This window comes from Pigmentiphaga litoralis (genome assembly GCF_013408655.1).
GTDB classification, from domain to species: Bacteria; Pseudomonadota; Gammaproteobacteria; order Burkholderiales; family Burkholderiaceae_B; genus Pigmentiphaga; species Pigmentiphaga litoralis_A.
Genome location: NZ_JACCBP010000001.1, coordinates 3758769 through 3773015, shown reverse-complemented (window position 1 = coordinate 3773015; position 14247 = coordinate 3758769). Strand labels below are relative to the sequence as shown.

General features: G+C 65.6%; 11 protein-coding genes. 7 read left to right on the top strand and 4 right to left on the bottom strand.

Annotated features, from left to right (window positions below; genetic code table 11):
- The first annotated feature begins 491 nt into the window (after positions 1-491).
- Positions 492-1403, top strand: a complete 912-nt coding sequence (locus tag HD883_RS17135) for a LysR family transcriptional regulator (RefSeq protein WP_179583326.1) — start codon at positions 492-494, stop codon at positions 1401-1403.
- Here HD883_RS17135 and HD883_RS17130 read toward each other — a convergent pair whose 3' ends face one another.
- The gene (locus HD883_RS17130) at positions 1404-2666 is read right to left on the bottom strand and encodes a voltage-gated chloride channel family protein (protein ID WP_179583328.1); all 1263 of its coding nucleotides are present in this window, start codon (positions 2664-2666) and stop codon (positions 1404-1406) included.
- A gap of 63 nt (positions 2667-2729) precedes the next feature.
- Entirely contained in the window at positions 2730-4088 is a 1359-nt protein-coding gene (locus HD883_RS17125; RefSeq protein WP_179583330.1) for a lytic murein transglycosylase, read from the bottom strand.
- A 151-nt stretch (positions 4089-4239) separates the two neighbouring features.
- Here HD883_RS17125 and HD883_RS17120 point away from each other — a divergent pair, with 151 nt between their 5' ends.
- Positions 4240-5502: a calcium:proton antiporter gene (locus HD883_RS17120; RefSeq protein WP_179583332.1), complete on the top strand. Its 1263-nt coding sequence runs from the start codon at positions 4240-4242 to the stop codon at positions 5500-5502.
- 224 nt (positions 5503-5726) lie between these two features.
- Positions 5727-8147 (top strand): DUF3772 domain-containing protein, encoded by a 2421-nt coding sequence (locus tag HD883_RS17115; RefSeq protein ID WP_179583334.1) that lies wholly within the window; start codon positions 5727-5729, stop codon positions 8145-8147.
- A gap of 6 nt (positions 8148-8153) precedes the next feature.
- On the opposite strand, the gene HD883_RS17110 is transcribed toward HD883_RS17115, so the two are convergent.
- Positions 8154-8780 (bottom strand): glutathione S-transferase family protein, encoded by a 627-nt coding sequence (locus HD883_RS17110; protein WP_179583336.1) that lies wholly within the window; start codon positions 8778-8780, stop codon positions 8154-8156.
- Between the two features lie 37 nt (positions 8781-8817).
- On the bottom strand, positions 8818-9099 hold the full coding sequence (locus tag HD883_RS17105; protein ID WP_179583338.1) for a DUF427 domain-containing protein: 282 nt from the start codon (positions 9097-9099) through the stop codon (positions 8818-8820).
- 233 nt (positions 9100-9332) lie between these two features.
- On the opposite strand from HD883_RS17105, the gene HD883_RS17100 reads away from it, so the two are divergent.
- From HD883_RS17100 to HD883_RS17085, 4 genes are all read left to right on the top strand, one after another.
- On the top strand, positions 9333-10850 hold the full coding sequence (locus HD883_RS17100; protein WP_179583340.1) for an ATP-binding protein: 1518 nt from the start codon (positions 9333-9335) through the stop codon (positions 10848-10850).
- Between the two features lie 58 nt (positions 10851-10908).
- A complete protein-coding gene (locus HD883_RS17095; protein ID WP_179583342.1) occupies positions 10909-11595 on the top strand; it encodes a response regulator in 687 nt (228 codons plus the stop codon).
- A gap of 107 nt (positions 11596-11702) precedes the next feature.
- Positions 11703-13583, top strand: a complete 1881-nt coding sequence (locus HD883_RS17090; protein WP_179583344.1) for a potassium transporter Kup — start codon at positions 11703-11705, stop codon at positions 13581-13583.
- A gap of 191 nt (positions 13584-13774) precedes the next feature.
- Entirely contained in the window at positions 13775-14215 is a 441-nt protein-coding gene (locus HD883_RS17085; protein WP_179588501.1) for an LEA type 2 family protein, read from the top strand.
- The last annotated feature ends 32 nt before the right edge of the window (positions 14216-14247 follow it).

The window sequence follows — 14247 nt, the reverse complement described above, 5'->3', positions numbered from 1 at the left end:
AAGCAAATGGCATGCCATTGAAAATCCACGAAATAACTTGCGGTATTTTCTTTTCCGCACCGATGTGAGGTCTCGTCAGGTGTATTTGTAGTGCGGAATTATTATTATTGGTGCAGCGGGTGGTGCATGAAAAACAAGGAGATCGTTGGCGAATTAATCCTTAAGTATCAGGGGCTTGTGCGTCCTGAAAATAGGTGGCGCGACAAATGAAAAGCGGTTTTGGATTGACATGTGGCGTGTTCAAGCCTTCCGGAAAATAATCCGGAAAAATAATCTTTGAATGTCTGGAATGTAGGCCTGTATTCGGCTGCTGATTATGTCAGCGCGGTGGCGGCATATTCACTGCATGTCGCCATCGGGACGCTGTCGTCTCGCGTTGAAATCATGCTAAGCCCTTGAATCATGAATTCAAAACGCTTTGTTTTTGACCTGAGCAACAAAAAAAGTGATGTATCGTCGTTTCATGCTTCTGAACGGCGCGAAGGACGATCATGATCCGTGAACTCAAGACCTTTCTTGCCGTGGTCCGCCACGGAACGTTTGCTGGCGCGGGCACGCGCATCGGGCTGACGCAATCGGCTGTCAGCGCACAGATGCAAAAGCTGGAAGACGCGTTGGGGGCACCGCTGTTCGATCGCACCGGCCGCTCCGCCACGCTCAATCCCGCTGGACGCGAAGCCGTCGTGCTGGCCGAGCAGATTGTTGGGCTGTTCAGTGAAATGGGCGCGCGGGTGGCCAGTCCGATGCTGCGCGGGGTGCTGCGTGTCGGCGCTATCCAGACGGCGCAACTTGGCCTGTTGCCCGATACCCTTGCCACCCTGCATGCCGAACACCCGCAGATCGCCGTGCGGGTCGTGCCGGGACCGTCGTTGTATCTGCTTGGAATGGTCGACAGCGGTGAACTGGATGCGGCGCTCATGGTGCAGCCGACATTCGAGATCCCGCATGAGCTGACGTGGATGCCGCTGCTTTACGAGCCCTTCCACATGATCACGCCCAAGGACATGGTGTCCGATGACTGGCGAGTCATGCTCGAGACTTGTCCGATGGTCCGGTATGACCGGACGTCGTTCGGTGGGCGCGTGGTCGAAAAATTTCTGAAGGCGCAGCAGATCGAAACCCATGATTCTTTCGAGGTGCAGGACATCGAAGCTATCGTGCGGATGGTCTCGCGTGGCATGGGCGTGTCGTTGATCCCCGTTACCCACGCGCGGTCCATTGCGCGCGACGTGCGTGTCCTGTCGCTGGGTCAGGACACCTTCTACCGCGAGGTCGGCCTGGTGTTTCGGCCCGAAGGCAACAAGCCGGGCTTGACCCGGCCGTTTGTGGAGTGTGTGGCGCGAACCGTCCGCACGATGCGAGGCGCGCATCCGGACCTGAAAAAGTCGGCGGCTAAAGCCTGATCAATCGCGCGAACTCGAGCGCTCGCCATCCTGCCCCAACCCCAGCTTCCCGTCGCCCATCCGCTGCGCGCGATAGATGCCGCCGTGGCCGGAGAACAGGTATGCCATGACGCAGGCCAGCGCGGCGAAGGGGCCGATCTGCGGGCCGAACAGTTCGATGGCCATCAAGGTGCCGGCGACCGGGGTGTTGGCGGCGCCGGCGAATACGGCGACAAAGCCCAGGCCGGCCAGCATGGCGAAGGGCAGGTCGAGCAGCGGCGCCAGCGCATTGCCCAGGGTCGCGCCGATGAAGAACAGCGGTGTGACTTCGCCGCCCTTGAAACCGCTACCCAACGAAAGCACGGTGGCGGCCATTTTTTCCAGGAAGAGGCCGGGCGCGGCGGGCTCGTGAAAAGCCTGCACGATGGTCGGGATGCCCAGCCCGATCACGTCGTACGCGCCGGTTGCCCATACCGCCACGGCCAGCAGCAACCCGCCGATCACGGGCCGCAGCGGGCCGTAGTGCACGTGGCGTTTGAAGAGGGCGCCGGTGGCGTGCGTGGCCGCGCCGAACGCTCGGCTGACGAGACCGAATACCGCACCGGCCACCAGCACCGCTGCCAGCGTGCCAAGGCCCAAGGCCGCGACCTGGCCTACCGGGTAATGAGTATGCTGAACACCCCAATAGCGGCCAACCATCTCGGCCAGGATGGCGGCCAGGAAACAGGGCAGCAGGGCGTCGTAGCGCAGGCGGCCGATCACCAGCACTTCGAGTCCGAACACGGCGCCCGCGAGCGGGGTGCCGAAGATGGACGCAAAGCCTGCGCTCATGCCGGCCATCAGCAGGATGCGCCGATCGGCTTGCGACAGCTTGAATACACGCCGCACCTGGTCGGCCAGCGCGCCGCCCATCTGCACGGCGGTGCCTTCGCGTCCGACCGAGGCGCCCACCAGATGCGAGATGACGGTGCCGCCAAAGATGAGCGGCACCATGCGGAAGGGGACGGGGCGGTCGGGCTCGTGGATCGCTTCGATCAGCAGATTGTTGCCAGCCTCAACCGGTTGCCCCACCTGCATATAGACCCAACCAACGACGAAGCCCGCGACGGGCAGCAGCCAGATCAGCCACCGGTTGGCGTTGCGGGTGGCCGTGACGGCGTCGAGCGCGAAGAGGAAGGCCGCCGATGCGCTGCCTGCCAGCGCCGCCACCAGCACCGACAGCAGCAGCCATTTGCCTAGATAAGGCAGCAGCGCAAGTCGGTCAGGAAGGCGGATCGATGGCATCGAAGGTCAGGGCGGAGCGGGAAGGGCCGCGCGTGACATGGCGCGCGCGGCCGTGAGGCCGAATCAGTTGGCAGGCGACGGCGCAGGCGCCACAGGCGCGCCCACGGGCGGCATGGCCGACGTTGGCGCGGGCATGACGGGTGACGTGCCGGGTTGTGTCGGCGCGGGCATGGACGCGCGCTGACGCAGCGCCAGCAGCATCTTCATGCCGACGCGGCCGTCCGTGGGCACGCCCATGGCTTCCTGTTCCTGGCGCACGGCGGTCCGGGTCAGGGTGCCGGGAATGCCGTCGGGGGTGCCGATGGCGTAACCGCGTCCGACCAGCAGCGTCTGCAGTTCACGGATTTCGGCGCGCGACAGGCCCGGGTCATCGGTCGGCCATGGCGTGACCAGCGGCGGCTCGCCCTTCAGCTGATTCAACAGCAGGCTGACGGACAGGCCGTACTTGCGCGACTGGTTGTAGTGCAGGATGGCTTCGAAGTTTTCGGTGGCCAGGAAGATCGGGCCTTGCGAGCCGGTCGGCGCAAACACGAATGCGTTGGTATCGGCAAACGCCGCGTCGCTCAGTGGCTGGCCGTTGACACGGGTCACGCCTTGCGCGGCCCACGTGCGCAAGCTGCGGCGATCGCCGGCATTGCTGTATTCCGCATCCACTGCCGACGGCACGGTCGACTGGATCGCGGGCGGCACGCGCACTTCGATGATGCTGTCGAGCCCACGGGTCCAGCGCGCGCGGCGCTTGAGCAGGTGGTTGGCCGTCGACGCAAGCGCATCGGGCAGCGACTGGTACAGATCGATGCGGCCATCGCCGTCGCCATCGGCCGCCAGTTCATAGAACGAGGTCGGGATGAACTGCGTCATGCCGAACGCGCCGCTCCATGACCCGACAAAGGTGTCCGGCTCTACCGTGCCATCGCGCAACAGGCGGATGGAGGCAAACGCATTCTTGGCCCATAGCGGATTGCGCTCGGTGCACGCGCGGGTGATCCACGCATCGACCACGCGGACCTTGCCAAGCTGCGTGCCGTAATTGGTTTCGATGCCGAAGATCGCGACCAGCGCTTCCTTGTCCACGCTGTAGTTGCGGCCGATCGCTTCAAGCTGCGCGCCGTATTGCTGCAGGATGGCCTTGCCTTCGTTCACACGCTGCGCATCCACGGTCTTGGCGATGTAGTCCCACCATGTTTCGCGGCCTTCGGGCTGCGCCTTGGCCGATGCGACCGTGGCTTCAAGCACTTGCGCGTCAGACGTGTAACGGTCGAAGTCCGCGACCGACACGCCGTTGGCCGGTGCCGAACGGCGCAGGTTGCTCAGGCAGCTGGCGGTGTCCATCTGCGCGAAGGCTGGCGCGGCGGTCGCGGCCAGGCAGACGGCAGCGGCGGCCGAGAGGAAAAAGGAGCGGGGCGAGACGAAGCGGGGCATAGGAGGCGGTCGACACTTGAGCAAGCGTCGAGGTTAGCAGCTTTGTGTTTTTGGCCCGGCGGCGCGCAATGTTTTGTTTCCGCCTCGGCCGCCCGGACCTACCGGGGATCGACCCATAATGCAGGACCCCACGCACTTACATCGGATCGTCATGGTCGCCCTGCTCTTGCGAGAGAAATTCCTGCTGCTCGCGCTGCTTTCCACCGTGCTTGCCTATGCCTTCGAGCACACGCTGCTTGCGCACGGCGAGGTCACTGCCCTGGTTGTTTCCGGGCTGCTCATCGGCGCGATCCTGTGCGCGTCGATCCGTGTGGCCCATCATGCCGAGCTGCTGGCCGAAAAGGTCGGCGATCCCTATGGCACCATGATCCTGACCCTGTCGGCCGTGCTGGTCGAGGTCATCATCCTGGCGATCATGATGCAGCACAGCGAGTCGCCCACGCTGGTGCGTGACACGATCTACTCGGCGGTCATGCTCGACATCAATGGCATCCTGGGGCTGGCCGCGTTGATGGGCGGGCTCAAGCATGGCGAGCAGGCCTATAACGACGACTCCAGCCGCACCTACAGCGTCATGATCCTGACCGCGATGGGCATCTCGATGGTCGTGCCGGAATTCATTCCCGAAGCGCGCTGGGAGTTGTACTCGGGCTTCACGATCGTGGTGATGCTGATCCTGTATTCGCTGTTCCTGCGGATGCAGACCGGGCCGCACAGCTACTTCTTCAGCTACAGCTACCCGGAAAAGCGCAAGCGGCGCGGAACGGTCGGGGCATCCCCTGCGGCGTCAACGGCAGCGGGAAGCGCCGCCGCTGGATCCTCCGCCCCCGCATCCACCGCTCCCACCTCGGCTTCGACTGCATCCCCCACCGATAAGGTCGCCGCGACCGCATCGGCCGCCGCCCCTCAAGATCTTGCCGCGGACGGCGCGCCCGTCGTGGCGCACGAGGCCGAGCCGACAAATATCAAGGAGTCGATTGGTGTCCTGATCTTTGGCGTGATCGTGATCGGCGCGCTGGCCGAAGTCATGAGCAAGACGCTGCAACTGGGCCTGTCGTCCACCGGCGCCCCGCCGATCGTGACCGCCTTGCTGGTCGCCACCATTTCCGCCGGTCCCGAAATCCTGACGGCCCTGCGCGCGGCGCTTGCCAACCGCATGCAGTCGGTCGTGAACATCGCGCTGGGCGCATCGCTGTCCACCGTGATCCTGACCGTGCCCGTCATGGAAGCCGTGGCCCTGTACACCGGCCAGCCCTTCCAGATGGCGATGACCCCGGTCCAGACCGTCATGGTCGCCATCACCCTGATCGTTGCGGCCATCAACTTGAATGACGGCCAGACGAACGCGATCGAAGGCATGACGCACTTCGTGCTGTTCGCGACGTTTCTGATGTTGTCGGTGATGGGGTTGTAGGCGGGCGGGGCTGGGCGTCTTACAACTGGTGAACCCGGCTCGGCCGCAACCCGTATAGTATTTCGCACCGCTGAGCACATCGCCACGGGCGCGTCGGCACGCGCCATGGCCTGTGCCGCGTTCCGCCGCAGTGCCGGTCCCGAGCTTCGAGTATCAATGTGCCGCACCTGAAATCCCGCCTTCGCTCCCTTACCGCAGCGTCATGGTCGTCGCTCGCCGCGCGCATGCTGCTGTGCCTGATGCTGGCCGTCACCGCAACCGCGACGATCACGCCTGCCTACGCGCAGCAGCCGACCAGCGCCGAGACCGACGCTGCGCTGGACGACGCGCGCAAGCAGATCGATGCCGTGCAGACCGGCGTGGCCGACGTCACGGACGACGCGGAGCTGATCCGGCGGCGGGCCACGGCGCTGGATATCCAGACCAAGGCGGACGCGATTGCCGAGGCGCTGGCGCCGCAGCTGACCAGCGTGCAGGCCCGCCTGGGCGAGCTTGGGCCGTTGGCGGCGGGCGCCAAGGAAGCGGCCGACGTGGCGGCGCAGCGGTCCCAACTCGAAAAGAGCCGGGTGGCGCTGGATGCGCAGGTGAAGCTGGCGCGCTTGCTGTCGGTGGAAGGCGGGCAGGCGGCGGAACAGATTTCGGGGCTGCGGCGGTCGCAGTTCCAGGCCCGGCTGGGCGAGCGGCGGGCGTCGGTGGTGGGGTCGTCGTTCTGGCGCGAATTCCGCAGCGATGCGCCACGGGATGCCAGCCGGCTGATGGCGCTGGGGTCCGAGCTGGGCGCCGCGGCGCTGGTCACGCCGTATTGGGTGTGGATTGCGATCGCATTGGCGATCGTTGCCTTGCTCGCGCTGCGGCTGGCGATCGTGCGGCTGATCTTGCGCCTGACGGCCACGCGGGTGCCGCCTGGCCGCCTGCGGCGGTCCTTGCTGGCCTTGGCGCTGGTGATGCTGGCCACGGTCACGCCGGGCCTGGTCGCCGTCCTGATCACGTTGGGCCTGAACTGGGGCACGCCGCTGGCAAGCGATACGCAGGCGCTGATGGTGGGCCTGGTGGGCATGGCCTGCTTTGGCGGGTATATCGCGGGGCTGGGCAAGGCCTTGCTGTCCCCGTTCCGGTCGTCGTGGCGCCTGTTGCCGATCCCGGATCTGGTGTCGCTGCGCATGCGCTGGTTCCCGCTGGTGCTGGCCATCGTCATCGTGCTGGCCTGGGTGGGCGAGCGCGTGCCGGTCATGCTCAATGCCAGCCTGACGATCACGATCGCGGCCAATGCGGTGGTGGCGCTGGTGCTGGGCGTGACCATCGGCATTGCCATGTTGCGGGCCGAGCGCATGCGCCGCAACGCGCTGCGCGATCCCGAAACGCAGATCGTTCCCCCGCGTCCGTTCTGGCTGTCCTTGTTGATGGCGGCGACCTGGCTGGTGTTTGCGGTCAGCTTCGTCAGTGTGCTGATTGGCTATGTCGCCTTTGCGGGTTTCGTCGTCAAGCAGGTGGTGTGGACCCTGGTGGTGGTGTGTTCGGGCTACCTGCTGTCGGTGCTGATCGAAGACGGCTTCACCACCTTGCTGACGTCACCCGGAAAGGAAAACAAGGACGGCGAGGACACCAAGAGCGACCTGGCCAGCCCGCGCGTGCGCGATCAGGCGGCAGTGCTGCTGTCCGGCCTGGGCCGCCTGTTCGTCCTGCTGTTTGCGCTGGTGCTGCTGCTGGCGCCCTTTGGCGAAGGGCCGCTGGAACTGTTCCATCGCGCCGATCAGCTGCACAACGGCCTGTCGATCGGCGAAGTGCAGATCCGCCCTGGCGCCGTGCTGCAGGCGGTGCTGGTGCTGTTCGGATCCCTGCTTGCGGTGCGCATCTTCAAGAGCTGGCTGCAGAACCGTTACTTGCCGACGACCACCTTCGACCCCGGCATGCAGTTGTCGGCAACCACCTTGTTCGGCTACTTCGGCGTGGTGGTGTCGATTGCGCTGGCGATGTCGGCGGTGGGGGTCGGCCTGGAACGGGTGGCGTGGGTGGCCAGTGCGCTGTCGGTGGGTATCGGCTTTGGCCTGCAGGCCGTGGTGCAGAACTTCGTGTCGGGGCTGATCCTGCTGGCGGAACGTCCGGTCAAGGTCGGTGACTGGGTGTCGCTGGGCGGGGTGGAAGGCGACATCTTGCGGATCAATGTGCGCGCCACCGAAATCCAGATGGGCGACCGGTCCACGGTGATCGTGCCGAATTCCGAGTTCATTACCAAGACGGTGCGCAACGTCACGCATTCGAACCCGCTGGGCCTGGTGTCGATCAAGCTGCCGATGCCGCTGGGCACCGATGCGCAAAAGGTGCGCAAGCTGATGCAGGATGCTTTCGAAGCCCATGAAGACGTGCTGGACACGCCGGCGCCCAGCGTCGCGCTGGACGGCATCGACGGCAGCAATCTGATGTTCAACGCCAGTGGCTTCGTGAGTTCGCCACGCGCGGCCTATGGCGTGCGCAGCACCCTGCTGTTCGATATCCTGAGCAGGCTCAATGCGGAAGGGATGGCGATGGCCAAGCAGTCCACCACCATGTTGATCAGCGCGCCCTTGACGGGCGGCCTGCCGGGTCAGCCGGGCCTGCCGGTGCAGACGCCGCAGGCGGTGCCGCCCCCGGTCGGCCCGGCAACCTGAGCATGCTCAATCCAGCTTGACCTCGAACCCGCGTTTGACCGCGGGTCGAGCCATCAGGCCGTCGTACCAGCGCTGCACGTTCGGAAAGTCGGCCAGGTCGACCTTGTGACGTTCATGGCGCCAGGCCCATCCCAGGATCGCAAAGTCGGCGACTGACAGGGCATCGGCCACGTACTCGCGGCCAGCCAGGCGCCGGTCCAGCACGCCATACAGGCGGCGCGTCTCGTCCGAATACCGCTTCAGGCCGTACTTCTGGTCCGCTTCATTGGCCACGCCCAGGAAGTGGTGGACCTGGCCGGGGATCGGGCCAAAGCCCCCCATCTGCCACATCAGCCACTCCAATACCGGGATGCGTTCCAGCAGGCTTGACGGCAGGAAACGCCCCGTCTTTTCGCCCAGATACAGCAGGATCGCGCCCGATTCGAAGATGCTGACCGTCTGCCCGTCCGGGCCGTCGGTGTCCACCAATGCCGGAATCCGGTTGTTCGGACTGATGCGAAGAAACGCCTCCGCATGCTGTTCGCCCTTGCCGATGTTCACGGGAACGACGGTATAGGGCAGATCCATTTCTTCGAGCGCCACGCTGATCTTGCGACCATTGGGCGTGTTCCAGGAATACAGGGTGATGGCCACGGGCGATTCCAGTCAGGAGTGGGTTGGCAAATTGACGTCAGGCCTGGACCTGCACGCCCTTCCAGAAGGCGACGCGGTCCTTGATTTCGGCGGCCGCGCTCTTGGGCGTGGGGTAGTACCAGGCGGCGTTCGCGTTGACCTTGCCGTCGACGACCACGTCGTAATAGCTGGCGGTGCCTTTCCACGGGCAGACCGTGGTGTGGCTGCTTTCGCGGAACAGGTCGCGATTCAGGGACGACAGCGGGAAATAATGGTTGTTTTCGACCACGACCGTGTCATTGGTCTCGGCAAGGACGGTGTCATTCCACAGGGCGCGCATGGGCGTCTCCGGTTGGGGCAGGGCATGAGGGAAAGTCTGCCTCGCACGCTACGCCTGCGCCGTGGCGCTGCCTACCCCCATTTGCGATTGGTAACCGAGACGCGGGCCCGGCAGGGCGCGGTCTACTCCCGACACCGTGCTATCGTCAGCCAGCTTTTTTCGCTCCTCCTTTGTCGCCACCCCGCCCCGTGCCCCTGCCGATCTCAGCGCCGTCCGTGCCGGCGCCCTCCACGATGCAACGCCTGCGGCGCCGGTCGGGGCACGGGCTGCTTCCGTTCCTGGCGACGGTCGGGGCGGTGGGCGCCGCCACGGCGGTCGCCGCCATACTCGACCCCCACGTGTCGCTGACCGTGGTCGCCATGATCTATCTGGTCGGCGTCATGGTGGTCAGCTACCGGTTTTCGCCGGCCCTGTCGGCTATCAGCGCCGTGCTGTCGGTGCTCGGGCTGAACGTTTTTTTCGTGCATCCGCGCGGCACCCTGGCCGTTGAATCGACCGAACATTTCCTGACCCTGGCCGCCATGCTCGGCGCCGCGCTGTTGATCAGCGGGTTGTCGTCGCGGCTGCGCGGCACGACCGAACAGGCCGTCTGGCGCGAACAGCGGGCCCGCAATCTGCAGCGCCTGGCCGCGCGGCTGGCCGGGTCCGACGACGAAAGCGAGATCATCGATGCCGTCAGCGCCGCACTGAAAGAAGCCTTTGGCGACAACATTGCCGTGGCCCTGGACGACCGGGCGGGCGTGCTGCAGGGCAGGGTGCCCGGGCAGGCGGTGCTCGATCGCGGCCAGCCACATGCCGATGCCCTGGTGCACTGCCGCCAGTCGGGACAGGTCCTCGGGCCCGGAACCGGCCGGTGGGACAGCCTGTCGACGCTGTACGTGCCGGTGCGTGCCGGGGCCAGCGTGATGGGGGCGCTGGCCATTCCGTCGTTTGCGCCGCTGCGCGAAGACCGTGAGCATGCCCAGGCCATTGCGGACCTGCTGGCCGGCGCCATGCAGCGCATCCGCCATGCCGCCGAGGCCCTGGCGGCGCGCGCCGCCGCGCAGTCCCAGCAATTGCGCAATACCTTGCTGGCCGCGGTGTCGCACGACTTTCGCACGCCGCTGGCATCGATCATCGGCGCGGCCTCCTCCTTGCAGCGCCAGCGCGATCTTCTGCCGCCGGGTGAACAGGACAAGCTGATCGGCCTGATCGAAGACGAAGCCCTGCACCTGACCGCCATGACCGACAACACCTTGCAGTGGGTGCGGCTCAATGCCGACACGGCCACGTTGCGGCTGGATTGGGAATCGGTCGAAGAGATCGTGGGCAGCACGCTGTCCCGTATCCGCCGCCGGGATCCGGCCCGCCGCATCCAGGCCCGGGTCGCGCCGGGCCTGCCGCTGGTCCGCGCCGACGCCGTGCTGGTCGCGCAACTGCTCGCCAACCTGCTGGATAACGCCCTCAAGTATTCCGACGGCCCGGTGCAGGTCGACGCCGATGCGGTGGGCGAATGGCTGCAGATCGACGTGAGTGACCGCGGGATCGGCGTCGATCCGGCCGAACTCGATCAACTGTTCGACACGTTTTTCCGGGGCGCCGGCGCCCGCAAGGTGCGCGGCGCGGGCCTGGGCCTGGCCGTCAGCCGGGCGATTGCCGTGGCGCATGGCGGCACGCTGGATGCCGAACCGCGCGAAGGTGGCGGCAGCCTGTTCCGGCTGCGCCTGCCTTTGGCTGCCGCGCCGGCCATGCCGGTGCAGGAGACGGCATGATGTCCTGTCCGCGCGCCTGTCCCGGCCCCGTCCTCAACCCCATTCTGGAGACCATCCGGTGGCCATCAAGGTATTGATCGTCGAAGACGACAGCCAGATCCGCGGCCTGCTCGGCGCGGTGCTGACGGTCGAGGGCTTTGAAGTATCGACCGCCGTCAGCCTGAGCGAAGCGCGGGCCCTGCTTGCTCACACCGCGCCGCAACTGGTCATTCTTGACCTGGGCCTGCCCGATGGCGATGGCGGCGAACTGCTGCCGTCGCTGCGGGCCGCATCCGCCATTCCGGTGCTGGTGGTGTCGGCCCGGCATGACGAAGCCCAAAAGATCGCGCTGCTGGATGCGGGCGCCGACGACTATCTGGTCAAGCCCTTCGGCGTGGGCGAATTGCTGGCCCGCATCCGCGTGGCGCTGCGGCATCGGGGCACGGCCGTTGCGCCGGCCCAGGTGGCCTATAAGGTCGATGGCCTGTCGATCGACCTGGAACAGCACCGGGTCGAACGCGATGGCGTGGCCGTGCACCTGACCCCGACCGAATTCGAGCTGCTGTCGCACCTGGTGCGCAAGGCCGGGAAGGTCATCACGCATCGCCAGATGCTGACCGACGTCTGGGGCGCCGATTACGCGGAGCACACCCACTACCTGCGCATCTATATGGGCACGCTGCGGGCCAAGCTGGAAAAGGATCCGGCCGAACCCCGGTATCTGCTGACGGAACCGGGCATCGGCTACCGGCTGGCCGCCGAATAGCAGCGGCAAGGGGGCGGCTGTGGCGTAAAGACCGCGGCCGCCGATATTTATGCGTTCTTTACACCGCCCCCTCTATAAACCGGACATCGCCAGAATCCGGATCCACAATGCAAACGAACGATAGCCGCAAGAATCTTGCGGCGCTGTCGCTGGGCGCCCTGGGCGTCGTCTACGGCGACATCGGTACCAGCCCGCTGTACACCATGAAAGAAGTCTTTGCCGAACACACCGGCGTGCCGCTCGATCCGCAGCACATCATCGGTGTCGTCTCGGTCATTTTCTGGGCGCTGCTCCTGATCGTCACCCTGAAATATGTCGTGCTGATCCTGCGGGCCAACAACCGCGGCGAAGGCGGCATCATGGCCATGACCGCGCTGGCCGCCCAGGCCATGCACCAGCATCCGCGCCGCCGCAAAGTGTTGCTGCTGGTGGGCGTGCTGGGCGCGGCGCTGTTCTACGGCGACAGCCTGATCACGCCCGCCATCTCGGTGTTGAGCGCGATCGAGGGCATCAAGGTCGTCGCCCCCGGTCTGGACAGCTTCGTGCTGCCGATCTGCGTGGCGATCCTGGTGGCCCTGTTCCTGGTGCAGCGCTTTGGCACCTCGGCCGTCGGCAAGCTGTTCGGCCCGATCATCGGCCTGTGGTTCGGCACCCTGGCCGTGACCGGGCTGTTCCACATCATCGACAACCCCATCATCCTGGCCGCGTTGAATCCGCTCGAAGCCATCCGCTTCATCGAAGAACGGGGCCTGAGCATGTTCCTGGTCTTCGGGTCCGTGGTCCTGGCGCTGACCGGGGCCGAGGCGCTGTATGCCGACATGGGCCACTTCGGCAAGGGTCCGATCCGCCTGGCGTGGTTCAGCTTCGTGCTGCCCGCGCTGGCCTTGAACTACCTGGGGCAGGGCGGATTGCTGATTGGCGATCCGGGCGCGCTGGCCAATCCCTTCTTCCATATGTTTTCCGACGCGACCCTGATTCCCGCCGTGATCCTGGCCACCCTGTCGTCAATTATTGCGTCGCAGGCCGTCATTTCCGGCGCCTATTCGATGACGCGGCAAGCCATGCAATTGGGCTTTCTGCCCCGCATGCAGGTCTGTTTCACGTCGGCGCGCGAAGCCGGCCAGATCTACATGCCGCAGGTCAATCGCGCCTTGCTGGTCGGCGTGCTGCTGGTCACGCTGGGCTTCGGCAGTTCGTCGGCGCTGGCCTCGGCCTATGGCATTGCGGTGACGGTCACCATGCTGATGACGACCATCCTGACCTATTTCGTGGTGCGTCATGGCTGGGGCTATCCGCCTATCGTGGCCTTCGGGGCGACAGGGCTGTTCCTGATCATCGACGTGGTGCTGGTCACCTCGTGCAGCCTGAAACTGATGGACGGCGGGTGGTTCCCGCTGGTGCTGGGCGCGGCCATCTTCACCATGATGGCGACCTGGAAGCAGGGCCGCGAACTGCTGCTGGCGCGCATCCGCAAGGACGATCCGGAACTGATCCCCTTCGTGCAGATGCTGTGCCAGGACAGCTGCCTGCAGCGCGTGCCCCGCACGGCCGTCTATACCGTCGCCAATCCCGACACGGTGCCGCAGGCCCTGACCCACAACCTGAAGCACAACCGCGTGCTGCATGAACAGAACATCATCCTGACCGTGGTGTTCGACGAAGTGCCCTGGGTGGCCGAAGAGAACCGCGTCGACCTGGAAATGCTGGACCACGGCTTCTGGCGGGTGCGGGTGAATTACGGCTTCAAGGACGCACCCGATATCCCGTACGCCCTGGAGCTGTGCAAGGCCAAGGGACTGGAAATCAACCAGTTCGAGACCAGCTACTTCCTGAGCCGCGAAACCGTGGTGCCCACGTCCGGCAATGCGATGCCCGACTGGCAGGAACACTTGTTCGCCGCCATGTCGCGCAACGCGGGCAGCGTGATCGAGTTCTTCGGCCTGCCGAACAACTCGGTGATCGAGCTGGGGACGCGGGTGCAGATCTAGGCCGCGGGTTGCAGCGAGCCCGCCCGCGCAAGAAGACGTGACAACGCTTGCCGGGCTCGGTCCGCCGGTTGCACCATGATCGGCCACGCCGATTTGTGAGTGCCATCTTGCCGCTGCTTCCTTCTTCCTTCCGAACCGGGCTGGCCTTGCTGCTGGCCGCATCCACGCTTGCCCTGGCGGGCTGCGCGGGCATGCGGGGCGGTGATCCGGTCCGGCTGAACGTGGTGGGCATCGAGCCCATCGACGGCGAAGGACTGGAGATGCGCATGGCCGTGCGCCTGCGCGTGCAGAACCCCAACGACACGTCGATCGACTACGACGGCATCAGCGTCGAACTCGACCTGAACAATCGGCCATTTGCGACTGGCGTCAGTCCGGCCCGCGGCAGCATCCCGCGTTTTGGTGAAACCGTGTTGAACGTGCCCGTGTCGGTGTCGGCCTTTTCCGTGATGCGCCAGGCGTGGGGCATCGTGGGCGGAATGTCGGGGGGTTCCCTGGGGGGCTCGCCGGGCACGTCGGCCGGCGCCGCCATGGAACCGATCCCGTATGTGCTGCGCGGCAAGCTGGGCGGCAGCTTCGGCAGCACCCGTTTCCTGGACCGCGGCACCTTGAGCCTGCCGGAACTTCGGTAGCGCCCGGTCACCACTCGCCTGACAGCAAGCTG